At 69.2% G+C, this 22,023-nt stretch carries 19 protein-coding genes and 2 pseudogenes; 10 read left to right on the top strand and 11 right to left on the bottom strand.

Translation table 11 applies throughout. The features are described 5' to 3' along the window. Positions 1-37: 37 nt before the first annotated feature. Positions 38-1,102 (top strand): tRNA epoxyqueuosine(34) reductase QueG, encoded by a 1,065-nt coding sequence (gene queG / locus QZL87_RS17575; protein ID WP_295321684.1) that lies wholly within the window; start codon positions 38-40, stop codon positions 1,100-1,102. A 152-nt stretch (positions 1,103-1,254) separates the two neighbouring features. Here the strand turns inward: queG and QZL87_RS17570 are convergent, their stop codons facing one another. Together QZL87_RS17570 and QZL87_RS17565 are read right to left on the bottom strand one after the other, a co-directional pair. After that, positions 1,255-1,632 (bottom strand): hypothetical protein, encoded by a 378-nt coding sequence (locus tag QZL87_RS17570; RefSeq protein WP_295321683.1) that lies wholly within the window; start codon positions 1,630-1,632, stop codon positions 1,255-1,257. Then, a complete protein-coding gene (locus QZL87_RS17565; RefSeq protein ID WP_295321682.1) occupies positions 1,629-2,312 on the bottom strand; it encodes an EI24 domain-containing protein in 684 nt (227 codons plus the stop codon). The genes QZL87_RS17570 and QZL87_RS17565 overlap by 4 nt, the downstream gene beginning before the upstream one ends. A gap of 109 nt (positions 2,313-2,421) precedes the next feature. Between QZL87_RS17565 and QZL87_RS17560 the strand changes: the two genes are divergently transcribed. Continuing rightward, complete coding sequence (locus tag QZL87_RS17560; RefSeq protein ID WP_295321681.1) at positions 2,422-3,420, top strand: adenosine kinase; 999 nt, start codon at positions 2,422-2,424, stop codon at positions 3,418-3,420. A 124-nt stretch (positions 3,421-3,544) separates the two neighbouring features. Here the strand turns inward: QZL87_RS17560 and QZL87_RS17555 are convergent, their stop codons facing one another. From QZL87_RS17555 to tsaD, 3 genes are all read right to left on the bottom strand, one after another. Next, complete coding sequence (locus QZL87_RS17555; RefSeq protein ID WP_295321680.1) at positions 3,545-5,080, bottom strand: lipopolysaccharide biosynthesis protein; 1,536 nt, start codon at positions 5,078-5,080, stop codon at positions 3,545-3,547. A 76-nt stretch (positions 5,081-5,156) separates the two neighbouring features. Then, positions 5,157-6,149: an NAD(P)H-dependent glycerol-3-phosphate dehydrogenase gene (locus QZL87_RS17550; protein ID WP_295327021.1), complete on the bottom strand. Its 993-nt coding sequence runs from the start codon at positions 6,147-6,149 to the stop codon at positions 5,157-5,159. Positions 6,150-6,160: 11 nt separating this feature from the next. Continuing rightward, positions 6,161-7,195, bottom strand: coding sequence for a tRNA (adenosine(37)-N6)-threonylcarbamoyltransferase complex transferase subunit TsaD (gene tsaD / locus QZL87_RS17545; protein WP_295321679.1), 1,035 nt, complete (start codon positions 7,193-7,195; stop codon positions 6,161-6,163). 62 nt (positions 7,196-7,257) lie between these two features. Here tsaD and hemC point away from each other — a divergent pair, with 62 nt between their 5' ends. The 5 genes from hemC to QZL87_RS17520 are packed head-to-tail and all read left to right on the top strand — an operon-like array spanning position 7,258 to position 12,182. Next, entirely contained in the window at positions 7,258-8,205 is a 948-nt protein-coding gene (hemC, locus tag QZL87_RS17540; RefSeq protein WP_295321678.1) for a hydroxymethylbilane synthase, read from the top strand. Further along, positions 8,202-8,891 (top strand): uroporphyrinogen-III synthase, encoded by a 690-nt coding sequence (locus QZL87_RS17535; protein ID WP_295321677.1) that lies wholly within the window; start codon positions 8,202-8,204, stop codon positions 8,889-8,891. Before hemC ends, QZL87_RS17535 begins: the two co-directional genes overlap by 4 nt. A gap of 19 nt (positions 8,892-8,910) precedes the next feature. Next, positions 8,911-9,819 (top strand): mitofilin family membrane protein, encoded by a 909-nt coding sequence (locus QZL87_RS17530; RefSeq protein ID WP_295321676.1) that lies wholly within the window; start codon positions 8,911-8,913, stop codon positions 9,817-9,819. Positions 9,820-9,865: 46 nt separating this feature from the next. After that, positions 9,866-11,068, top strand: coding sequence for an acyl-CoA dehydrogenase (locus QZL87_RS17525; RefSeq protein ID WP_295321675.1), 1,203 nt, complete (start codon positions 9,866-9,868; stop codon positions 11,066-11,068). After that, positions 11,061-12,182 carry a CaiB/BaiF CoA-transferase family protein gene (locus QZL87_RS17520; RefSeq protein ID WP_295321674.1) on the top strand — a complete coding sequence of 374 codons (1,122 nt, stop codon included), beginning with the start codon at positions 11,061-11,063 and terminating at the stop codon, positions 12,180-12,182. The genes QZL87_RS17525 and QZL87_RS17520 overlap by 8 nt, the downstream gene beginning before the upstream one ends. A gap of 243 nt (positions 12,183-12,425) precedes the next feature. On the opposite strand, the gene QZL87_RS17515 is transcribed toward QZL87_RS17520, so the two are convergent. Then, a complete protein-coding gene (locus QZL87_RS17515) occupies positions 12,426-14,789 on the bottom strand; it encodes a TonB-dependent receptor (protein WP_295321673.1) in 2,364 nt (787 codons plus the stop codon). 205 nt (positions 14,790-14,994) lie between these two features. On the opposite strand from QZL87_RS17515, the gene QZL87_RS17510 reads away from it, so the two are divergent. Then, the gene (locus QZL87_RS17510) at positions 14,995-15,630 is read left to right on the top strand and encodes a TetR/AcrR family transcriptional regulator (protein WP_295321672.1); all 636 of its coding nucleotides are present in this window, start codon (positions 14,995-14,997) and stop codon (positions 15,628-15,630) included. 138 nt (positions 15,631-15,768) lie between these two features. Here the strand turns inward: QZL87_RS17510 and metW are convergent, their stop codons facing one another. Both metW and QZL87_RS17500 read right to left on the bottom strand, forming a co-directional pair. Then, the gene (gene metW / locus QZL87_RS17505) at positions 15,769-16,356 is read right to left on the bottom strand and encodes a methionine biosynthesis protein MetW (protein WP_295321671.1); all 588 of its coding nucleotides are present in this window, start codon (positions 16,354-16,356) and stop codon (positions 15,769-15,771) included. Beyond that, a pseudogene (locus QZL87_RS17500) lies at positions 16,356-17,571 on the bottom strand (homoserine O-acetyltransferase). Before QZL87_RS17500 ends, metW begins: the two are co-directional and overlap by 1 nt. A gap of 78 nt (positions 17,572-17,649) precedes the next feature. Between QZL87_RS17500 and QZL87_RS17495 the strand changes: the two are divergent. Both QZL87_RS17495 and QZL87_RS17490 read left to right on the top strand, forming a co-directional pair. Further along, a pseudogene (locus QZL87_RS17495) lies at positions 17,650-18,872 on the top strand (histidinol-phosphate transaminase). Then, positions 18,869-19,774, top strand: coding sequence for a prephenate/arogenate dehydrogenase family protein (locus QZL87_RS17490; RefSeq protein ID WP_295327013.1), 906 nt, complete (start codon positions 18,869-18,871; stop codon positions 19,772-19,774). Before QZL87_RS17495 ends, QZL87_RS17490 begins: the two are co-directional and overlap by 4 nt. 85 nt (positions 19,775-19,859) lie before the next feature. Here QZL87_RS17490 and QZL87_RS17485 read toward each other — a convergent pair whose 3' ends face one another. Genes QZL87_RS17485 through QZL87_RS17475 form a run of 3 tightly spaced genes read right to left on the bottom strand, consistent with a single transcriptional unit; the run spans position 19,860 to position 22,023 of the window. Then, positions 19,860-20,579: a 1-acyl-sn-glycerol-3-phosphate acyltransferase gene (locus tag QZL87_RS17485; RefSeq protein ID WP_295321670.1), complete on the bottom strand. Its 720-nt coding sequence runs from the start codon at positions 20,577-20,579 to the stop codon at positions 19,860-19,862. 11 nt (positions 20,580-20,590) lie between these two features. After that, positions 20,591-21,121 (bottom strand): YdcF family protein, encoded by a 531-nt coding sequence (locus QZL87_RS17480; RefSeq protein ID WP_295321669.1) that lies wholly within the window; start codon positions 21,119-21,121, stop codon positions 20,591-20,593. Continuing rightward, the gene (locus tag QZL87_RS17475) at positions 21,118-22,023 is read right to left on the bottom strand and encodes a cell division protein (RefSeq protein WP_295321668.1); all 906 of its coding nucleotides are present in this window, start codon (positions 22,021-22,023) and stop codon (positions 21,118-21,120) included. Before QZL87_RS17475 ends, QZL87_RS17480 begins: the two co-directional genes overlap by 4 nt.

Below are 22,023 nucleotides of genomic sequence, written 5' to 3'. Positions count from 1 at the left end.
CTATGGCACGGCGAGGCGGCTCGCGTATAGAGCGCCAATGGTTGCCGAAGCCTTGCCTCCCCCCGACGACCGGCTCGAAGACCGCCTCGAGGCGGTCGCGCGCGCGCATGGCTTCGCGGCGTTCGGAATCGCGCGCGCCGACGCGGCGCCTGAGACCGCCGAGCGGCTGAACCAGTGGCTCGCCGAGGGGCGCCACGGCGACATGATCTGGATGGAAAGCCGCGCCGAGCAGCGCGGATCGCCCCAAGGGCTGTGGCCCGAGGTCCGCTCGGTGATCGCGCTGGGCATGAGCTATGCGCCCGCGCTCGATCCGCTCGCGCTGGCGGCGCATCGGACACGCGGCCGCATTTCGGTCTATGCGCAGGGCGGCGACTATCATGACGTCGTCAAGAAAGCGCTGAAGGGTGTCGCGCGCTGGCTGATCGGCGAGGCGGAGGACGCCGAGGTCAAGGTGTTCGTCGACACCGCGCCGGTGATGGAAAAGCCGCTGTCGGCGGCGGCGGGGCTCGGCTGGCAGGGCAAGCACACCAATCTCGTCAGCCGCGAGCATGGCAGCTGGCTGTTTCTGGGCGCGATCTATACCACGCTCGATCTGACGCCGTCGAAGGCGGGGCGCGACACGTGCGGCAGCTGTGCGGCGTGCCAGGATGCGTGCCCGACCGACGCCTTTCCTGCGCCGTACAGGCTCGATGCGCGGCGCTGCATCTCCTACCTGACCATCGAGCATAATGGCCCGATCCCGGTCGCGCTGCGGCGCGGGATCGGCAACCGCATCTATGGCTGCGACGATTGCCTTGCCGTCTGCCCGTGGAACAAATTCGCCGACACCGCGCATAGGCACCGCGCTTTCCTACCGCGCGCTGAACTGGCGGCGCCGTCGCTCGGCGACCTGCTCGACCTCGACGATGCGGCGTTCCGCGAAGTGTTCGCGGGATCGCCGATCAAGCGCATCGGGCGCGGGCGGATGGTGCGCAATGCCGCGATCGCGGCGGGGAACAGCGGCGATCGGGGTTTCGTGCCGGTGCTCGAGCGGCTGGCGAAGGACGAATCGCCGATGGTCGCGGATGCGGCTTTATGGGCGCTCGACGAACTGGCGTCGTGACGTCGATTCTATCCTCCCTGTCGCGCAGCGATGGGGAGGGGGACCGCCGCCGTAGGCGGCGGTGGAGGGGCAATGACGTAGTGCAATCAGCCCCTCCGTCAGCGGCTGCGCCGCTGCCACCTCCCCATGGCTTCGCCACAGGGAGGAGATTGTCAGCGCCGCAGCGCCCGCGCGCAGCTGTCGACCTCGGCGTTGCGGCCGTCGGGAGTGCGCGCGTCGACATGCGTCGCGACCGGATCGGCACCCGCGCGCGGGGCGTAGAAATAGACGTCGAGGATGCAGGTCGATCCGGCATATTGCAGCTTGCGGCCGGCGCCTTCGGTGACGTCGAGGCGCGGCTTGCCGAACATGCGGCCGATCGCGTCGGCGCTGTTGCCGATCAGCGCGTTATTCTGCACCGGCCGCACCACCGTCGATGGCGGCGGCGGGGCGGCCCGCGGGGGGGTAGCGCGCGGAATCGCTGGGCCGGCGCAGGCACCGAGCATCAGGCCGAGCAGGATGGCGGCGCCGAGGCGGCGGTTGTCGATCATGTGTTGAGGTTCCCCTTGCCCAAATGCAGCATGTGAACCGCCATAGCCGCGCCGAGAATCGGCGCCAACAGATTGACGACGGGCACCACGAAGCTTGCGGCGGACAGCAGCCCGAGCGACCAGCGCGCCGGCCGGTCGAAGCGCGGACGGTCCGGGTGGCGCGCGAGTATCATCGCTTCGAGATCGCGGCCGAGCAGCAACGCGTTGACGAGCAGCGCGAAGACCGGCGTGCCGATCCCGGTGACGAGCAGCAGAATATAAACGGGCAGCGCGAGCAGATTGCCGCCGATCAGCCGGACGAGCGAGGCGAGCGCAAGGCGGATATTCTGCCGCCAGCCGACATCGACGGCGTGTGCCGCGGCGGCGGGATAATGGCGCCCCTCGACCTCGGCGACGATGCCGTCGGCGAAAAGGCCGATGACGACGATCGCGACGGCGCGGAAGAGCAGCCAGCTTCCCGCGATGATCAGGAGGATGATCAGCACGCCCGCCATGTCGAGCCGCGCCCCTTCGAGCCATTTCCAGTGGGCGAGCGCCCAGCGCGCGCCAAAGAAGATCGCGGCGCCGGAGGCGGCAAGAAGCAGGAGCGTGAGCGCGAGGCTTTGCGCGAGGACGCGGAGCACGCGCGGATGCGGCAGGTCGCCGAGCGCGAGCAGGAAGGCGTGGGCGGCGCGGGCCATGGTGCTGGGATGTGCGGCCTCGCGCCTCGCGTCAAGCGCCCGCGCTTGCCTTGGCGCGCCGCCGTCCCTAAAGCGCGCGCAGCTTTTTCCACCCAGCACAGGATTTTCCATGGCCTCCACCGCCCGTTTCGACGTCGTCGCCATCGGCAATGCGATCGTCGACGTTCTTGCCCGCGCCGACGATGCGCTGATCGAGGCCGAGGGCCTGACCAAGGGGTCGATGCGGCTGATCGACGCCGGAGAGGCCGAGCGGCTCTATGCGGCGATGGGCCCGGCGGTCGAAGTGTCGGGCGGCTCGGCGGCGAACACGCTCGCGGGCATGGCGGCGCTCGGCGAACGCTGCGCCTTCATCGGCCAGGTCGCCGACGACCAGCTCGGCCACGTTTTTACCCACGACCTGCGCGCATTGGGCGTCGCCTATGAGACCCCGGCGCTGAAGGAAGGCGCGCCGACCGCGCGCTGCCTGATCCTCGTCACCCCCGACGGGCAGCGCACGATGAACACCTTCCTCGGCGCGAGCCACTTGCTCGAGCAGGCGATGATCGACGAGGCGTGGATCGCCGACGCCGAGATACTCTATCTCGAAGGCTATCTGTGGGATCCCGAACTGTCGCGCGCGGCGATGCGGCGCGCGATCGACGTGTCGCGTGCGGCGGGACGCAAGGTCGCCTTCACGCTTTCGGACGCCTTCATCATCGACCGCCACGGCGCCGATTTCCGCGCGCTGATCGCCGAAGGGCTGTTCGACATCCTCTTCGCCAACGAAGTCGAGATCCGGGCATTGGCCGAGACCGACGATTTCGAGGCGGCGGTCGCGAAGATCGCGCCGCAGGTGCCGCTGCTCGTCGTCACACGCGGCGCGCACGGCGCGATCGCGCTGCAGGGCGGTGAGCGCACCGAGGTCGGCGCCGAGCCGATCGAGCAGGTCGTCGACACCACCGGCGCGGGCGACCTGTTCGCCGCCGGATTCCTCGCGGGCCTCGCCGAAGGCCGGTCGATGCACGACTGCCTGACGATGGGCGCGGTGTGCGCGCGCGAGATCATCGCGCAGGTCGGTCCGCGCGCGCAGACCGACCTCAAGGCGAAGGTTACGGCGCGGCTGGGGTAGGGCGGCCGCAATCCGATAAAGATCGTCGCCCCCGCGAAGGCGGGGGCCGCATGCCTTGCGCCACCTCTCCAGCGGCCCCCGCCTTCGCGGGGGCGACGGCTTGTCATTGGCGATGGCTCTACCGTTACGTCGCCGTCGCCGGATCGGGATGCTTGCGGAACAATTCGCGGTCGGCGGGGCCGAAACCGCGGGTCCAGATCAGCCAGCCGTAGATGCCGAGGATGAAGGGCACGCCGATCAGCAGTTCGGCCCATTCGGGCAGCTGCGTCGCGCCCCAGCCGAGCACTGCGGCGCCCGCCATTGCCCAGACGAGCGCCCAACGCAGGCTGTTCACCGGCGCGCCGAGGATATGCGCGAGCAGCCGCGCCTTGACCAGCGAGGCGAAACCGAGCGCGAGCATCAGCGCGAGCGCGACCGCCGCGGCATAATAGATGGGCGGCCACCCCATCGACTGCGCGACGAGGATGAATGCGACGCTGAGGATCGCCTGGAGCGCCAGCGTCGCCATGCTGATGAGCAGGTTGCGGTGGCGCGCGACATAGACGAGCGCGGCTTCGCTGACGACGGCGGTCGCGGCGACGACTTCGGCGGCGAGCAGGAAGGCGAGCGCGGCGGTGCCGCTGACGAATTCGGGGCCGACGAGGCCCATCACGGCTTCGCCCGGAATGCCGAGCGCGAGCGCGACCCCGGCCTGCGCGGCGATGATCCAGAAGCCGACCTGGCTGACCTGCGCCGCCACGGCGCCGAGCCGCTTTTCGGCGAGGTTGCGCGTGATCACCGGCCCGAGGATCGGCTCGAAGCTCGTCTTCAGCTTTTGCGGCAGCGAGGCGACCTGCTGCGCCATATAATAGATGCCGTAAATCGTCGGCGACGTGAACTGGCCGAGGATGAAGAGGTCGAGGCGGCGCGTCCCCCATTCGATCGCATCGGCGGCGGCGAGCGGGGCGTTGCGCCGCGCGAGCAGGATCAGATGCGCCGGATGCGGGCGCCATACGCCAGGGCCGCCATAATGGCGGATCATCGGGATCAATGCGGTGAGGAAGGCGCCGACCATCGCGGCGGCGTAGGAGAGCATCAGCCCGTCGCGCACCGAAACGAACCAGAAACCCGCCGCGGCGGCGCTGATCACCCAGGGTTCGACGATCGCGCGCGCACGCACCGTCGCGCCGACGTCGAACTTATAGGCGCAGGCGGCAAGCGCGATGTCGGTGCCCGCGATCACGAAGACGAGCAGCGCCATCCAGCGATCGGCGCTGTCGATGTCGCCCGCCGGATACATCAGTTGCGGGAACAGGAAGAGCAGCGCCGATCCCGCCGCCGAGACGATGAAGGCGACGAACATGCCGTCCCAAACGGTGATGCGCTGGTCGGCGCCCTCCGCGCTCAATTGCTCGGCAAGGCCGCGTTTCAGGCCCAGCGTCGCGAGCTGCGCGACGAGTTCGATGACGAGCACGGCAAAGGCGAAGCGGCCGACCGCCTCGGGCCCGTACCAGCGGCCCGCCACATAGAGGAAGGGCAGGCGCGCGACGAGGCGGAGGATGAAGCCGAAGAAATTGGTGCGCCCGCCCTTGGCGAGCGCCGCCGTGTCGGCATCGCGCGAGGGTTCGTCGGGCGAAGAATTGGGTGATGGAGGCGCAGCCGCGCTGTCGGTTTGGCTCAAGCCTGGCGCCCCTTCTGCTTTACCCCGATGCGCAGTCTAGCGCGGCCCGAGGGAGCAGGCAATTGTGTGCGGTCGTTCATCGCCCTTCGGGCCGCAGCGGGCGGCTGAGCAGGGCCTGAATGGCGTCGGCGACGCGCACCTCGCCGGCGACGAGGCGCGCGACCGTCTCGGTGATCGGCATGTCGATGCCGTCGGCGCGCGCGGCGGCGGCGACGACCGGCGCGCTGAACGCGCCCTCCGCGACGGTGCGGCGGTCGGCCATCAGCGTCTCCGCCGCTTCGCCGCGGCCGAGTCCCTGACCGAGCGCGAAATTGCGCGAATTGGACGAGGTGCAGGTGAGGACGAGGTCGCCGAGCCCCGCGAGGCCCGCGAGCGTTTCGGCCTGCGCGCCGCGCGCGAGACCGAAGCGCGCCATTTCGGCGAAGCCGCGGCTGATCAGCGCGGCGCGCGCGTTGAGCCCGAGCCCGGCGCCGTCGACGATGCCGCACGCGATCGCGAGGATATTCTTGACCGCGCCGCCGATCTCCGCCCCGATCATGTCGGTCGAGACATAGGGGCGGAAATGCGGGCGCGCGAGTGCTTGCGCGAGTCCCGCGGCGACGTCCGCGTCGGCGGCGGCGAGCGTGATCGCGGTGGGGAGCCCCGCGGCAACCTCGTGCGCGAAGGTCGGGCCCGAGAGCACCGCATGCGGGCGCTGCGGCGCGAGATCCTGCGCCATATCGATCGGGAAGGCGAAGCTGCCCGCCTCCATGCCCTTGCTGCAGAAGATCAGCGGGGCGTCGCCGGGCGGCAGGTCGGCGAGCACGGCGCGCAGGAAGGGGACCGGGACGACGATCAGCAGCGCGTCGAGATCGGCCATGTCGGCGAGGTCGCCGGTCGCGGTCAGCGAAGGCGAAAGGGCCGCGCCGGGGAGGAAGGCCGGATTGCGGTGTTCGGCGTTGATCGCGGTAACCACATCGTCTTCGCGCGCCCACAGGCGTACCGGCGCGCCGTCGGCGGCGAGCAGCTGCGCGAGCGCGGTGCCCCAGGCGCCGCCGCCGACGACGCCGAATCGCTTGTATGACGTCATGCTTTCACGAGTCATGCTTTTACTCCGGCGCCGCGCACCGCCTCGGCATCGGGATCGAGCGGCCAGCGCGGGCGCGCAGGCGCGTCGAGCGGGTCGGTGAGGCCGGCGGCGAAGCGTTCGGCGCCCGCCCATGCGATCATCGCGCCATTGTCGGTGCAGAGCCAGAGCGGCGGCGCGACGAAACCCTTGTCGAAGCGGTCGGCGAGATCGGTGAGCGCGGTGCGGATCGTGCCGTTCGCCGCGACGCCGCCGGCGACGACGAAAGCGGTCGCCTCGGGACAGGCGGCGAGCGCGATGCGGCTGCGGTCGACGAGGCAGTCGACGACGGCCTGCTGGAACGACGCTGCGAGATCGGGGACGCTGTGCTCTCCGCTCGCCGCGGCGCGCGCGACGGCGCTCTTGAGCCCGGCGAAGGAGAAATGAGGCTCGGCGCTGCCCACGAGCGGACGGGGGAGCGGCACCGCGCGCGGGTCGCCGTTCTGCGCGACGCGCTCGACCGCGGGGCCGCCGGGATAGCCGAGCCCGAGCAGCTTCGCGGTCTTGTCGAACGCCTCGCCCGCGGCATCGTCGATCGTGGTGGCGAGGCGGCGGTAGTCGCCGACGCCGCGCACGAGCAGCAGCTGGCAATGGCCGCCCGAGACGAGCAGCAGCAGATAGGGGAATTCGAGGGTTTCATCGGCGAGGCGTGGGCTCAGCGCATGGCCTTCGAGATGGTTGACCGCGATCAGCGGCTTGCCCGCGGCGTGCGCGAGCGCCTTGCCGGTGACGAGCCCGACCATCACCCCGCCGATGAGCCCGGGACCGGCAGTCGCGGCGATCGCATCGACGTCGGCGAGCGAAACTCCGGCATCGGCGAACACGCCCTCGACGATCGGCGCGAGCCGGTCGACATGCGCGCGCGCCGCGATCTCGGGCACGACGCCGCCATAGGGGCCATGCTCGGCCTCCTGCCCCGCGACGCGCTGCGCGAGGATGCGCCGCTCGCTGTCGACGAGCGCCGCCGCGGTTTCGTCGCAGCTCGATTCAAGGCCAAGGATGAGTGTCATATGTTGCGCGTTCCTTTACCCGCCCCTTTATCGACAGGGCAAGCCGCGCTAGCAGGCGGCTGATGAATGGACTTCCCACCCCCGAAAACCCGCTGCGCATCGGGACGCGCGCCTCGCCGCTTGCGATGGCGCAGGCGCATATGGCGATGGCGGCGCTGATCGCCAGCCATGGCGTGCCCGCCGAGGCGCTCGAAATCGTGCCGATGACCGCGACCGGCGACCGGATCCAGGACCGCGCGCTCGCCGAGGTCGGCGGCAAGGCGCTGTGGACGCGCGAACTCGACGCGGCGCTCGACGCCGGGACGATCGACATCGCGGTGCATTCGCTGAAGGATGTCGAAACGCTGCGCGACGCGCGCTTTTTCCTCGGCGCGATGCTCGAGCGTGCCGATCCGCGCGACCGGCTGGTTGTGCGCGAGGGGATCGGCGCCGCGACGATCGCCGAGCTGCCGCCGGGCGCGCGGCTCGGCACGAGCAGCCCGCGCCGCGCGGCGCAGGTGAAGCGAATTCGCCCCGATCTCGAAACCCCGTTGCTGCGCGGCAATGTCGCGACGCGGCTCGCGAAGCTCGCGGCGGGCGAGGCCGATGCGACGCTGCTCGCCGCGGCGGGGCTGACGCGGCTGGGGATGCACGACGTCGGAACGGTGCAGGAGGCGGGGCTGCTGCTTCCGGCGGCGTCGCAGGGCGCCATCGGGATCGAATGCCGCGCCGATGATGCTGGGGCGGTCGCGCTGCTCGCCGCGGTCGACCATGCGCCGACGCATCGCGCCGTCGCGGCCGAGCGCGCCTTTCTCGCGGCGCTCGGCGGCGATTGCCGTTCACCGGTCGCGGCGCATGGCTCCTGGCAGGCGGATGGCGCGCTGCGCCTCGATGCCGAGATTTTTTCCGAGGACGGCGCCGACCATGCCGCCGGGCATATCCTCGTGGCCGGGCCCGGAGCGCCCGCGGCGCTCGCGCGCCGCCTGCTCGCCGAGGCGCCGGAGAGCGTCCGGGCGCTGTTCGCGGTATGACGGCCGGGCCGCCGCTGATCGTCACGCGGCCCGAGCCGGGCAATGCGGCGACGGTCCGGCGGGCGCGGGCGATGGGGTTCGCGGTTCACGCGATGCCGCTGTTCGCGGCGCATCCGGTCGAGTGGCGCGCGCCCGCGGCCGAAGATTTCGACGCGCTGCTGCTCACGAGCGCCTTTGCCGCGCGGCTCGGCGGGGCGGAGTTTGCCGGTCTCGCCTCCCTGCCCGTCCATGCCGTGGGCGCGGCGACCGCGCGCGCCGCCGAGGCGGCGGGCCTGACCGTGGCGCGGATCGGCACGGCCGACGCGCAACAGCTTCTTGATGCCATGGCGTCACAGGATATTCGCGCGATATTATGGCTTTGCGGTCGCGACCGGTCCGAATTCGACGCGCGCGGCGCGGCGATCACGCCGCTGCCCTGCTACGCCGTCGATCCCGTGCCCCCGCCCGCGGCATGGGCCGATCTGACCGCGGCGCCTGCCGTCCTGCTCGTCCATTCGTCGCGCGCGGCAAAGCGCATTTCCGACCTCGTCGGGGCGGCGCGCGCGCATCTGTCGCTCGCGGCGATCAGCCCCAAGGCCGCCGCGGCGGCGGGCGAGGGATGGCGCGATGTCGCGGTGGCGGATCGGCCCGACGATGTCGCAATATTGGCACAGGCGCGCGCTTTGTGGCACAAGGGTGCGAAATAGGGTCGTTCGAAAGAGAAACATGGCAATCGACAGCTTCGAAACCTCCCCGCCTGCCGACGGGGCGGTCCCGGCGAAGGGCCTATCGTTCCGCGCCATCGCCATCGGGGCCTTCCTGCTGCTGCTGATCGGCATCGTCGCCGGCGGATGGGCGGTGAATCGCTGGCTGGCCGGCATCGATGCGCCGCCCGCGGCGCGGACGGTCGCGGCGCCGGCGGGAGCGGCCAATCCGCTGCTGACAGGCGCGGGGGCGAAAGGCGACGCGGAGGCGCCGCCGCTGATGGTGGCGCCGGTCGACGGCGCCAATGCGCTCGCGGCGCGCGTCGCCGAGCTCGAACAACGGCTGTCGCGCATCACGCTCCAGGCCGAATCGGCTTCGGGCAATGCTTCGCGCGCCGAGGGGTTGCTCGTCGCCTTCGCGGTGCGGCGCGCGCTCGATCGCGGGCTGTCGCTGGGCTATCTCGACGCGCAGCTGCGGCTGCGTTTCGGCGACGATCAGCCCAATGCGGTCAAGACGATCATCGACACGTCGCGCGACCCGGTGACGCTCGAAAGGCTGCGCACCGAACTCGACGCGCTGGCGCCGCAGCTCGTCGGACGCAACGGCGACGGAAGCGGGAGCCTGTGGACCGGGCTGCGCCGCGAACTGAGCGAGCTGTTCGTCGTGCGCGCGGCGGGAACCAAGTCGCCGCGTGCGTCCGAACGGCTCGACCGCGCGCGGCGCTATCTGGCGGCGGGGCAGGCCGACCAGGCGATTGCCGAGGTCGAGGCGATGCCCGGCGCGGAGGTCGCGGGCGAATGGCTGATGGATGCGCGGCGCTACCACGAGGCGCGGCGCGCGCTTGACCTGATCGAGACGGCGGCGATATTGGAACCGCGCGACAGCCCGGCTGCCGCCCTGGCCCGCAAAACGGCCGCAGAGACCCCATAGCGCGCATTCCGCAAGGGCTGCCCGCCCTTTTAAGGAAGCCCGTTTCATGGCCCTCGCCGACCCGCAGCGCATCGAGGCGCTCGACCCGCTCGATCCCCTCCAGCTCGACGCCGAACTGAGCGAAGAAGAGCGGATGGTGCGCGACACGGCGCGCGCCTATGCGAGCGATGCGCTGTTGCCGCGCGTGACCTCGGCCTTTCTCGACGAGCGGTTCGACCGCGAGATCATGTCCGAAATGGGCGCGCTCGGCCTGCTCGGCGCGACGATTGACCCCGAATATGGCGGCGCGGGACTCAACTACGTCTCTTACGGGTTGATCGCGCGCGAGGTCGAGCGCATCGATTCGGGGTACCGGTCGGCCTGTTCGGTGCAGAGCAGCCTCGTGATCCACCCGATCAACGCCTATGGCAGCGAGGAGCAGAAGCGCAAATATCTGCCCGGGCTCACCGCGGGCGAGCTCGTCGGCTGTTTCGGCCTCACCGAACCCGATGCCGGCAGCGATCCCGGCGGGATGCGCACGCGCGCCGAAAAGGTCGCGGGCGGATACCGGCTCAAGGGCGCGAAGATGTGGATCACCAATTCGCCGATCGCCGACGTCTTCGTCGTGTGGGCGAAGTCGGAAGCGCACGATGGCGCAATCCGCGGCTTCCTGCTCGAAAAGGGGATGAAGGGGCTGTCGGCGCCGAAGATCGAGGGCAAGGTCAGCCTGCGCGCCTCGGTCACCGGCGAGATCGTGATGGACGGGGTCGAGGTCGGCGAGGATGCGCTGCTTCCCCATGTCTCGGGGCTCAAGGGGCCGTTCGGCTGCCTCAACCGCGCGCGCTACGGAATCGGCTGGGGCGCGATGGGCGCGGCCGAATTCTGTTACGAGGCGGCGCGGAACTACACGCTCGAGCGCCAGCAGTTCGGGCGGCCGCTCGCGGCGAACCAGATCGTCCAGTTGAAGCTCGCCAACATGCTCACCGAAATCGCGCTGGGGACGCAGGCGGCGCTGCGTGTCGGCCGGCTCATCGACGAGGGGCGCCTGATTCCCGACGCGATCAGCCTGCTCAAGCGCAACAATTGTGGCAAGGCGCTCGACATCGCGCGCGTCGCGCGCGACATGCACGGCGGCAACGGCATTTCGGCCGATTATCATGTGATCCGCCACGCGGTGAATCTCGAAACGGTGAATACCTATGAGGGCACGCACGACGTCCATGCGCTGATCCTGGGCCGCGCGATCACGGGCATTTCGGCCTTTGCCTAAGCCGCTCGAAGGCATCCGCGTCGTCGAACTGGCGCGGGTGCTCGCGGGGCCGTGGTGCGGGCAATTGCTCGCCGACCTCGGCGCAGAGGTGGTCAAGGTCGAGCGGCCGGGCGCGGGCGACGACACGCGCAGCTGGGGGCCGCCCTTCATCCGGGGCGCGGACGGCGAGAATCTGGGCGCGGCTTATTATCACAGCACCAACCGCGGCAAGGCGGGGGTGGCGATCGATATCGCGCGCGCCGAGGGGCAGGCCGCGGCACGCGAGTTGATCGCCGGCGCCGATGTCGTGATCGAGAATTACAAGGTCGGCGGCCTCGCCAAATACGGCCTCGACCCGGCGAAGCTCCGCGCCGACTTTCCGCGGCTGGTCGTCTGTTCGATCACCGGTTTCGGCCAGACCGGGCCCTATGCGCACCGCGCGGGCTATGACTTCATCATTCAGGCGATGGGCGGCGCGATGTCGCTGACCGGCGAGCCCGACGGCGCGCCGCAAAAGGCCGGAATCGCCTATGCCGACATCTTCACGGGCATGTATTCGGCCGTCGCGATTCTCGCCGCGCTGCGACGTCGTGACGTCACCGGAACGGGCGCGCATATCGACATGGCCTTGCTCGATTGCCAGGTCGGGGTGCTCGCCAACCAGGCCGCCAATTATCTCGCGAGCGGCGTGCCGCCGCGCCGGATGGGCAACGGCCACGCCAATGTCGTGCCCTATCAGGCGTTCGCGACCGCCGACGGCCAGCTGGTGATCGCGGTCGGCAACGATGGGCAGTTCGGCAGATTGTGCGCGGTGCTCGGCGCGCCGGGCTGGGCCGGTGATCGGCGCTTTGCGACCAATGCCGCACGGCTGGCGAACCGCGCCGAGCTGATCCCGCTGCTCGCGGCAAAGATCGCGGGCTGGGAAGCGCAGCCGCTGTCGGTGGCGCTCGAGGCCGAGGGTGTGCCGGCGGGGCCGATCAACGATCTGGCGGGCGTGTTCGCCGATCCGCAGGTGCTCGCGCGCGGGATGCGCTTCCGGCCCGCGGGGGCCTTCGTCGATGGCGTCGCGAGCCCGATCGTGATCGACGACGAGCGGATGGCGGCTGAAAAAGGTGCGCCGCCGCTGGGTGGTTGAGGGCGGGTTGGCGGCCGGTAGCTGTCGTTTCTTACATCGTCATCCCCACGAAAGCGGGGACCCAGAGCGCACGTAGGTTGATCCCACACTGGGTTCCCGCTTTCGCGGGAATGACGAATCTTTGGTGTGTTCGCTCTCCACGCCAAAACGGTCATGTGCGCCGCGGCTTGCTGGCCGACTTGCCTCAAAAGAAAAAGAGGCGCCGCAACGGACGCCCCCTTCTCCCCCATATTGTCCGAAAAATCAGAATTTGACCGTGCCGGTCACGAAGAGCTGGCGCGGGTTGCCGTAGAAGGCGGTGAGCGTTCCTTCGGTGCCAAGCGCCGAGAGCGGCAGGCCATTGGCGCCGGTCGGGATGGCGCCGGTTTCCGGGTCGGCGACGACGAAAGTATAGCCCGATGTCTTGTATTTCTTGTTGGTCAGATTCTTGCCGAACAGGCCGATGCTCCAGCGGTCGCCCGGCGCGGTATAGACGAGGCTGGCGTCGAGCAGCGCGAAGCCCTTCTGGTCGATATAGGGGTTCGGAATCTCGAACTGATAGGTCTTGCTGCGATAGGACAGCGTCGTCGCGAAATTGATGTCGCCATCGCCGACCGGCGCCGAATAGGCGAGGGTGCCGCTCGCGGTCCATTTCGGCGTGTTCTGCACTTCGCGATAATCGGCGACGTCGGTCGGCACATTCTCTCCCGTGTCGGGATCGAGGATGTTGGTGATATATTCCTTGTACTGCGCGTCGATGAAGCCGAGCGCGGTCGACAGCGTCAGCCGGTCGCCCACCGCCGCGAGATCCTCGCCGAGCCGCGCACGGCCTTCGAATTCGAGGCCCTTGAACGTTGCCTTGCCGGCGTTCGACACGACGCCGCAGAAGCTGGGCAGGCCGTCGACGGTGCAGGCGACCGAGCCCGGAATCTGGACGTCGGTATAGTCGGCGTAGAAGGCCGCGAGCGCGACGTTCAGCGCGCCGTCCAGCAGGCTGCCCTTATAGCCGACCTCGTAGCTGTCGACCTGTTCGGGAAGGAAGCTGAGGAAGGCCGCGACCTCCGCGTCGCTCGGGACGCCGTTCGCATTGTCGGTCGGCGCGTTGACGCCGACCCCGCGCGGGTCGAAGCCGCCGCCCTTGAAGCCCTGCGAATAGCTTGCATAGAGCGTGTGGTCGGGGGTCGGCTTGAACGACAGCGAGGCGCGCGGGGTGAATTTGTTGAAGTTGCGGCTGCCCTCGAAATCGGTGCCCGGCGCACCGAAGGGCACCCCGGCGCCGCCGAAGACGGGCGATCCGCCGCCGAGATAATTCTGCCGCAGGATCGAAGCGCTGCGCTTGTCCCAGGTATAGCGGCCGCCGATCGAGAGGCTGAGCCGGTCGGTGAAATCGAAGGTCGCGTCGCCGAAGACGGCAAAGGTCGTGGTGTCGACGTCGGCCTCGGTAAAGGCCGTCAGCCCGGCGAAGGTGTTGAAGATGCGCACGTCGAACAGCGTGTCGGCGGTCGCGTCGAGATAATAGAAGCCGAGCAGGCCCTTCAGCCGGTCGCCCTCGTAGAGCAGCTGGAATTCCTGGCTGATCTGTTCGTTGAAATAGAAGCCGGGGACGTCGACGTCGACCGCGGGCAGCGCGTCGAAGTCGATCGGGGTCGCCGACCGGTCCTTGCGCCACGCGCTGATCGAGCGCAGCGTGAGCGTATCGCTGAGCTCGGCGGTGACGTTCATCGCGAGACCATAGGCTTCGATGTCCTGCGTCGGGTCGTTGAGCCCGCCGCGACTGTCGAACACGTCGTCGAGCACCGGCTGGTCGGTCGCGAGGCTGGGGATCAGGCGGTGGCCGCCGCGCGGATTGCTTTTGTCCTTCGAATAATCGCCCGAGATGCGGATCAGCACCGGCTCGCCATAGCCGCCGAGCTCGACGGTGCCGCGCGCCGCCCAGACGTCCTTGTTGTAATTTTCGAGGCCGGTGGTGAGATTGTCGCCGAAACCGCCGCGCGACAGCCGCGCCCCCGACGCGCCGATACGGACGATGTCGCTCAGCGGCGCGCTCGCTGTGACGATGAGGTCGGCCTGATCATAGGTGCCGAGCGTGCCCTTGATCTTGAGCGAGAATTCCTGCGGCAACGGCTTCGTCACATATTTGACCGCGCCGCCGATCGTGTTGCGGCCATAGAGCGTGCCCTGCGGCCCGCGCAGCACCTCGATCCGCTCGACGTCGTAGATGTCGAGCACCGCGGCCTGCGGGCGGTTGAGATAGACGTCGTCGAGATAGATGCCGACGCCCTGCTCGAAGCCCGACACCGGGTCCTGCTGGCCGACGCCGCGGATAAAGGCGCTGAGCGTCGAATTGGCGCCGCGCGAGACTTCGAGCGTCGTGTTCGGCGTCGTCGCGCCGATGTCGGTGATGTCGATCGCGCCCGCCTTTGCGAGCGTCTCGCCCGAGTAAGCGGTGATCGCGACGGGGACGTCGATCAGCCGTTCGTCGCGGCGGCGCGCGGTGACGATGATCTCGCCGTCGCCGGCGCCGGCGGCGCCCTCCTCCTGCGCGAGCGCGGGCGGGGCGAAGGCGATCATCGAAAGCGCGCTGGTGGCGAGGACGGCACGGTGCAGCGGGCGGACGAAAGGACGCATGAAAACTCTCCCATGTGATGGGCGACCCCTCGCCGCCCTTCCTGCTTTTCTTGGGCCGGTGCTTGCCAAGCCGCGCCGCTTCCAATAATGAAACATGAACCAAGTTTCAATTTGGAAACGGACTTCGTCGTTTTTTGCTTGCCAGTGGTGCGGAAATGCCACGATGCAGGCGGAGCCGGACGGAGGGGGAGACGGAAAGGCAGCCATGGATCAGCCGCGGACCGAAACAGGAGAAGGCGCGGGCGATGCGCGCGACAAGACGCCGCGCACCGAACGCGGGCGGCGGACGCTGCGCAAGCTGCTCGATGCGGCGGCGGTCGAATTCGGCGAGCGCGGTTTTCACGAGGCGTCGATCAGCGCAATCACGCGCCGCGCGGGCACGGCGCTCGGCAGCTTCTACACCTATTTCGATTCGAAAGAGGAAATCTTTCAGGCGCTCGTCCGCTATATGAGCGAGCAATTGCGCGATCATGTGACGCCGCTCGTGCAGGCGGCGCCCGACGAGATCAGCGCCGAGCGCATCGGGCTCGAATCCTATCTCGGCTTCGTGCGCGAGCATAAGGAGATCTACCGCATCATCGACGAGGCCGAGTTCGTCGATTACGCAAGCTATCGCCGCCACTATGAAACGACCGTCGCGCGCGTGCGCCAGCGGCTGGAGACGGGCGCGGCGCGTGGCGAGATCCGCGGCGACGTCAGCGAGATTCACGCCTGGGCGATCGGCGGGATGAACGTGTTCCTGGGGATGCGTTACGGGCTCTGGGACACTGACAGCGACATTTCGGAGATCGCGGCGATCGCGAATGATCTGCTCGCGAACGGGCTGAAGAAGCGGGATTGATGGATCTTCCCTGTCGCGGAGCGATGGGGAGGTGGCGGCGCGAAGCGCCGACGGAGGGGCAAATAGCGCGACGTCGCGGCCCCTCCACCACGCCCTTCGGGCGCGGTCCCCCTCCCCACGGCTTCGCCGCAGGGAGGATTAACTGCGCGCGATCAGGAAGATCGCGTGCTCGGCGCGCCAGCTGGCGGCGGCGTCGCTCGCCGGCTTGTCGCCCGAGAGGTGCCAGACGCGCTCGACCTTGATGCCCTTGGCGCGCACGAGCTCGCGGAAGTCGCTGACCGTGACATGGTGGATGTTCGGCGTTTCGTACCAGGCGACGGGCAGCAGTCGCGTCACCGGCATCCGGCCGTTCCACAGCAGCGCGAGCCGGACGCGCCAGTGCGCGAAATTGGGAAAGCTGACGAAGGCGCGCGGCGCGATGCGCAATAGTTCGTCGACGACGCGGTCGGGACGCTCGGTGGTCTGGAGCGTCTGCGACAGGATCGCATAGTCGAAGGCGTCGTCGGGATAGTCGGCGAGGTCGTGGTTGGCGTCGCCCTGCACGACCGACTGGCCGCGCGCGATCGCCGCGGTGACGTTCGCCGGATCGATTTCGAGCCCGCGCGCGTCGACCCCCTTGCCCTGCAGAGCAACCATCAGCTCGCCGTCGCCGCAGCCGACATCGAGCACACGCGCCGATGACGGCACGGCGTCGGCGATGATCGCGAGGTCGGGGCGCAGCGCCATCAGAAACCCGATCCGAGCGCGCCGGCGACGAGCCGGTCGAGCGCGGGCACGTCGAGGAGGAAGCTGTCGTGGCCGAAGGGCGCCGACAGCTCGACGAAGCTCGCCGCCGCGCCGACGCTTTGCAGCGCCTGCACGACGCGGCGCGATTCGGACGTCGGATAGAGCCAGTCGGTGTCGAAGCTCACGAGCGTGAAGCGCACCTCCTTGGCATTGGCGAAGGCGCCCGCGAGGCGACCGTCGTGCGGATCGGCGAGGTCGAAATAGTCCATCGCGCGCGTGATATAGAGATAGGCGTTGGCGTCGAAGCGGTCGGTGAAGGCGAGACCCTGATGCCGCAAATAGGATTCGACCTGGAAATCGGCGTCGAAGCCGAAGCTCTTGATGTCGCGCGCCTGCAGACGGCGGCCAAATTTCTCGGTCAGCCCTTCCTCGGAGAGATAGGTGATGTGCGCCGCCATGCGCGCGACCGCGAGGCCTTTGGTGGGCGCGCGCTCGCTGCTGTAATATTGGCCGCCTTGCCAGTCGGGATCGGCCATGATCGCCTGCCGCCCGACCTCGTGGAACGCGATATTCTGCGCCGAATGGCGCGCCGCGGCCGCCTGGGCGGCGCAGCGGCTGGCCGAGCAGCCCGAAGGGCGATTCGGCCTGCAGTTGCGCCGACACGATGGGCGCCGAATGGCGCGCCGCGCTCGCGATGACGAGCGCCGAGGCGAGCCGCTCGGGATAGGTCGCCGCCCAGGCGAGCGTCTGCATCCCGCCCATCGACCCGCCGACAACCGCATGGAGGCGCGAAATGCCGAGATGATCGAGCAGCATCGCCTGCGCGCGCACCATGTCGGTGATCGTGATGACGGGGAATTGCATGCCCAGCGGCGCGCCGGTCGCGGTGTCGGGGGTCGCGGGGCCGCTGGTGCCCATGCAGCTGCCGAGCACATTGGCGCAGATGACGTGGAAACGGTCGGTGTCGATCGGCTTGCCGGGGCCGACCATGCGCGCCCACCAGCCGGGTTTGCCCGTCGCCGGATGGTCGCTCGCGACATATTGGTCGCCGGTGAGCGCGTGGCAGATCAGCACCGCGTTCGATTTGTCGGCGTTCAGCGCGCCATAGCTCTGCCAGGCGATCGTCACCGACGGCAGCGCCTGCCCGCTGTCGAGCGGCAGCGGCTTCGCGATCGTCACGCTCTGATGCTGAATCTGGTGGAGCAGGCTCGCCATCGTGCGGTGGGGCTAAGCGGGCGCGGGCGCACTGTCAACGTGCTGGACTTGGGGCGCACAGCCGCTAAACCGCGCGGCATGACCGACGCGACCGAAACCCTTGTGCCCAAGCCGTGGATCAGCGGCATTGCTCCCTATGTTCCCGGCAAGTCGGCCGGCGCCGACGGGCGTCCGCTGATCAAGCTCTCCGCGAACGAAAATCCGCTCGGAACCGGCGAGAAAGCGCGCGCGGCCTTCGCGGCGGCGCAGGGCGCGGCCGACGCGCTGTCGCGCTATCCCGATCCGGGCTCGGTGGAGCTGCGCGAGGCGATCGCGGCGAAGTTCGGGCTCGATCCGGCGCGCATCATCTGCGGCAACGGGTCGGACGAGCTCATCCACCTGATCGTGCAGGCCCCCGGAGGGTAGCGGTTGAGGTCCGGCAGGCCTTCGGCATTCCGCCGCAGGCCGGCCTGCTGTTCGGCAACGGGTCGGACGAGCTGCTCCACCTCGCCGCGGGAACCTATGCCGGGGTGGGCGACGAAATCCTCTATGTGCGCTATGGCTTCGCCGTCTACGAGATCGCGGCGCGTCGCGTCGGCGCGGTGCCGGTCGAGGCCGACGACCGCGACTATGCGACCGACGTCGACGCATTGCTCGCCGCGGTGACCGACAGGACGCGCGTCGTCTATCTCGCCAATCCGAACAATCCGACCGGCACGCTCGCGACGCGCGAGGAAGTCGCGCGGCTCTATGCCGGGCTGCCGAAAAATGTCCTGTTTGTGATCGATCAAGCCTATAGCGAATATCTGTCGGAGGCCGAGGATGACGGCGGGCTCGAACTCGCGAAAACGCAGCCGAACGTGTTCATCACGCGCACCTTCTCGAAGATTCACGGGCTGGCCGCCGAGCGCATCGGCTGGGGCTATGCCGCCGCCGAGGTGATTTCGGCGCTGCACCGCATCCGCCTGCCGTTCAACGTCACGCGCGCGGGGCAGGCGGCGGCGGTCGCGGCGCTCGGCGACGAGGAATTCGTGACGCACAGCCGCGAGCATAATGCCGAATGGCGCGCGTGGCTGGCGGGCGAGCTCGAAAGCCTCGGCAATCATGGCGTGCGCGTCGTGCCGTCGGCGACCAATTTCCTGCTCGTGCTGTTCGAGGGCGATGTCAGCGCCGAGACCGTCTATAACCGGTTGATGGAGGCGGGCTATATCGTCCGCTGGCTGCCGGGGCAGGGGCTGCCCCACGCGCTGCGCATGACGATCGGCACCGCGGAGGAGACGCGCGGGCTCGCGGCGGCGATCCGCGCGGCGCTGAACGGCTGATGGCGATAAAGCGCGTCGCCATCGTCGGGCTGGGGCTGATCGGCTCGTCGATCGCGCGCGCGGTGGCGGAACGGTTGCCGCAGGTGGCGGTGACCGGCCACGACGCCAGCGACAATGTGCGCGAAAAGGCGCGCGCGCTGAGCCTCTGCGACACGATCGCCGACGATCCGGCCGCGGCGGTGGCCGATGCCGACTTCGTCATCCTCGCGGTTCCGGTCGGGCGCATGGCCGATGCGGCGGCGGCGATCGCGCCGGGGCTGAAGACAGGCGCGATCGTTTCGGACGTCGGCTCGTCGAAGGCGGGGGTCGCCGAGGCGCTTGCGAAGGCGCTGCCCGGTCACGCCGTCATTCCGGCGCATCCGGTCGCGGGGACCGAGAACAGCGGCCCCGCGGCGGGCTTCGCGACCTTGTTCGAGGGCCGCTGGTGCATCGTCACCCCGGGCGCCGATGCGTCTGAAGAGGCGGTCGCGGCGGTGACGGGCTTCTGGCAGGCGCTCGGCGCGCGGGTCGAGACGATGGACGCCGCGCATCACGACATGGTGCTCGCGGTAACGAGCCATTTGCCGCACCTCATCGCCTATACGATCGTCGGCACCGCGAGCGAGCTCGAAGAAGTCACCGAGAGCGAGGTGATCAAATATTCGGCGGGCGGTTTCCGCGATTTCACGCGCATCGCGGCGAGCGATCCGGTGATGTGGCGCGACGTGTTCCTCGCCAACAAGGATGCGGTGCTCGCGACCCTGCAGCGATTCAACGAGGATCTGACCGTGCTCCAGCAGGCGATCCGCCGCGGCGACGGTGCGAAGCTCGAAGACTGGTTCACGCGCACGCGCGCGATCCGGCGATCGATCATCGAACAGGGGCAGGATGATGCCGCGCCCGACTTTGGGCGGAAGCATTGAATAGACCGTCGCCCCCGCGAAGGCGGGGGCCGCTCGAAAGGTGGCGCAAGGCCGATAGCGGCCCCCGCCTTCGCGGGGGCGACGGTCAGTTTTGCAGCAACGCTTCGGGCGGGTTCAGCGCGTTGATCGCGCGCCAGACGCGCTCCTCGGCCTCGTCGCGCGGCAGGCCGGGGGGGATGGTCTCGCCGACCTTGTAGGTGATCGTGCCCGGCCATTTGACCCATTTGCGCGGCGGATAGGCGATGCCGCTGTTCACCGCGACCGGGATCACCGGCACGCCGAGCAGGCGATAGATGCCGGCAAAGCCCGAGCGCAGCGGCGGCGCCAGCCCATGGGGAATGCGCGTTCCTTCGGCGAACAGGACGAGCGGGCGCTCCTTGGCGAGCGCGGCCTTGGCGGCGCCGAGCATCGCGCGCATCGCCTTGCCGCCGCCGTCGCGGTCGACGGGGATCAGACCGTAGAAATGCGCCGCCTGGCCCCAGACGGGGATCGAGAAAAGCTGTTCCTTGGCGAAGACGGCGGGATGTTTGAACAGCATCGGCTGTTCGATCGTCTCGAAGGCCCCTTCGTGCTTGAAGACATAAAGCACGGGAATGTCGGGCATCTCGCCCTCGACGACGATGCGCTGGCCGAGCACAAAGCGGCAGATCAGCCGGTGGAACTGCGCCCAGATGCGCACGAACCAGATCGTCGCATGGTGCGAGACGGGGAGCGAGATCACCGCGCCGATCGAGCTGATGCTGCTCATCAGCACGAACAGCAGCCAGAAGAGGATCGAGCGAAAGAGGGCGATGGTGTAGCGCATCGGCGCCCGCTTTAGAGGCCCAGCAGCCCGCCCGCCAGCCCCGCGAGATATTTATGATATTCGCGGAACAGCGTCGCGAAACTGGGCCGGCTGCGCACCGCGTCGGGCAGGATCGTCACCGTGTCGCCGACGGCGCGGCCGATTTCATATTCGGCGCGGCGCATGTGCCAGTCGGTGGTGACCAGTCGGATGCTCTTGTACTTGCGTCGCTGCGCCCAGGTCGCGACCTCGGTCGCGTTCGAGCGCGTATCCTCGGCCTCGAACCCCAGCGCGATGCAGCAGTCGAACAGCGAAACCGGGCGCTTATATTCGGCGGCCAGCTCGCGCGGCTTCACCTCGCGCGCGACGCCGCTGATGAGAAGGCGCTTGGCGTCGCCCGCCTCGAGTCGTTCGAGCGCGCGGTCGATACGGCCGGGGCCGCCGGTCAGCACGACGATTCCGTCGGTCTTCTGCGCACCGGCGGGCAGCGGCAACAGCAGCGCGAACCATGCGAAGCCGAGCACCCAGGCCAGAAACAACAGCGAGATCAGGCGCTTGATCATAGAATCTTCTTGAGCGCCGCGAGCAGGGTCTGGCGGGCGGTGAGAGCTGCCAGCGCGATAGCCAATAGCGGCAGCGCCAGCAAGAGCGCCCAGCCCGCGGGGCCGAGCGACGCGGTCGCGGCGAGGCCCGCGGTGACCCCCGACCATTGCCAGCCGATGAGCAGCAGGATCGCCGCGGCGACGGTGCTGCCGAGCGCGATGCCGTAAGCGGTGTCGATCGCGATGCGGCGCTGGAACAGCCGGGTGATCTGGCGGTCGGTCGCGCCGATCAGGTGGAGCATCTCGATCGTCGCATAATGGGTGCCGAGCGCGGCGCGCGCGGTCATGATCACCACCGCGGCGCTCGCCGCGGTCATCAGCAGCACCATGGCGCCGGCGATCCACGCGAGCGAACGGATCAGCCGCGCGACCGGCCCCAGCCATTCGGCGTGCGGGATGATCCGTGCGCCCGGCGCCTCGCGCGCGACGAGCGTGCGGAGCGCTTCCATATGGCCGGCGCGATCCTCGCCGACGAAATCGACATCGACAAGGGCGGGCAGCGGCAGCGACTTCAGCACCGGGTCGTCGCTGTCTGCGCTGCCGAACCATTGGCCGAGCATCGCTTGCAGCTCCTCGCGCTCGACCGAGCGCGCCGACCGCACGAAGGGCTGCGCCGCGGCGGCGCGGCGGAGCGCGGCGGCCTGCTCGGCGCGCGTCACCGGGTTGGCGGTGACGATCTGGACGGTGACGCGCCCGGCGATCGCGTCGCCGATCGCGTTCGCAGAGCGGGCAAGGCCCACCCCGGCGGCGGCGGCGAGCAGGGTCAGCATCATCAGGATCGCGACGACCCACGGCGTCGGCCCCGACAGCCGACGATCGGGGAGCAGGCGGCGATGCTGGACGGGGACGCGCGGGATGATCAT

The organism is uncultured Sphingopyxis sp. (genome assembly GCF_900078365.1).
Lineage (GTDB): Bacteria > Pseudomonadota > Alphaproteobacteria > Sphingomonadales > Sphingomonadaceae > Sphingopyxis.
This window is presented reverse-complemented; position numbering and strand designations above follow the sequence as displayed.

What these genes read in the sequence shown, in the direction of transcription:
- hemC (WP_295321678.1), top strand. Translation starts at nt 7,258, where the DNA reads ATGAATGGACTTCCCACCCCCGAAAACCCGCTGCGCATCGGGACGCGC.
- QZL87_RS17560 (WP_295321681.1), top strand. Translation starts at nt 2,422, where the DNA reads ATGGCCTCCACCGCCCGTTTCGACGTCGTCGCCATCGGCAATGCGATC.
- QZL87_RS17570 (WP_295321683.1), bottom strand. Translation starts at nt 1,632, where the DNA reads ATGATCGACAACCGCCGCCTCGGCGCCGCCATCCTGCTCGGCCTGATG.
- QZL87_RS17485 (WP_295321670.1), bottom strand. Translation starts at nt 20,579, where the DNA reads ATGCGCTACACCATCGCCCTCTTTCGCTCGATCCTCTTCTGGCTGCTG.
- QZL87_RS17565 (WP_295321682.1), bottom strand. Translation starts at nt 2,312, where the DNA reads ATGGCCCGCGCCGCCCACGCCTTCCTGCTCGCGCTCGGCGACCTGCCG.
- queG (WP_295321684.1), top strand. Translation starts at nt 38, where the DNA reads ATGGTTGCCGAAGCCTTGCCTCCCCCCGACGACCGGCTCGAAGACCGC.
- QZL87_RS17480 (WP_295321669.1), bottom strand. Translation starts at nt 21,121, where the DNA reads ATGATCAAGCGCCTGATCTCGCTGTTGTTTCTGGCCTGGGTGCTCGGC.
- QZL87_RS17535 (WP_295321677.1), top strand. Translation starts at nt 8,202, where the DNA reads ATGACGGCCGGGCCGCCGCTGATCGTCACGCGGCCCGAGCCGGGCAAT.
- tsaD (WP_295321679.1), bottom strand. Translation starts at nt 7,195, where the DNA reads ATGACACTCATCCTTGGCCTTGAATCGAGCTGCGACGAAACCGCGGCG.
- QZL87_RS17510 (WP_295321672.1), top strand. Translation starts at nt 14,995, where the DNA reads ATGGATCAGCCGCGGACCGAAACAGGAGAAGGCGCGGGCGATGCGCGC.
- QZL87_RS17550 (WP_295327021.1), bottom strand. Translation starts at nt 6,149, where the DNA reads ATGACGTCATACAAGCGATTCGGCGTCGTCGGCGGCGGCGCCTGGGGC.
- QZL87_RS17515 (WP_295321673.1), bottom strand. Translation starts at nt 14,789, where the DNA reads ATGCGTCCTTTCGTCCGCCCGCTGCACCGTGCCGTCCTCGCCACCAGC.
- QZL87_RS17530 (WP_295321676.1), top strand. Translation starts at nt 8,911, where the DNA reads ATGGCAATCGACAGCTTCGAAACCTCCCCGCCTGCCGACGGGGCGGTC.
- QZL87_RS17525 (WP_295321675.1), top strand. Translation starts at nt 9,866, where the DNA reads ATGGCCCTCGCCGACCCGCAGCGCATCGAGGCGCTCGACCCGCTCGAT.
- QZL87_RS17475 (WP_295321668.1), bottom strand. Translation starts at nt 22,023, where the DNA reads ATGATCATCCCGCGCGTCCCCGTCCAGCATCGCCGCCTGCTCCCCGAT.
- metW (WP_295321671.1), bottom strand. Translation starts at nt 16,356, where the DNA reads ATGGCGCTGCGCCCCGACCTCGCGATCATCGCCGACGCCGTGCCGTCA.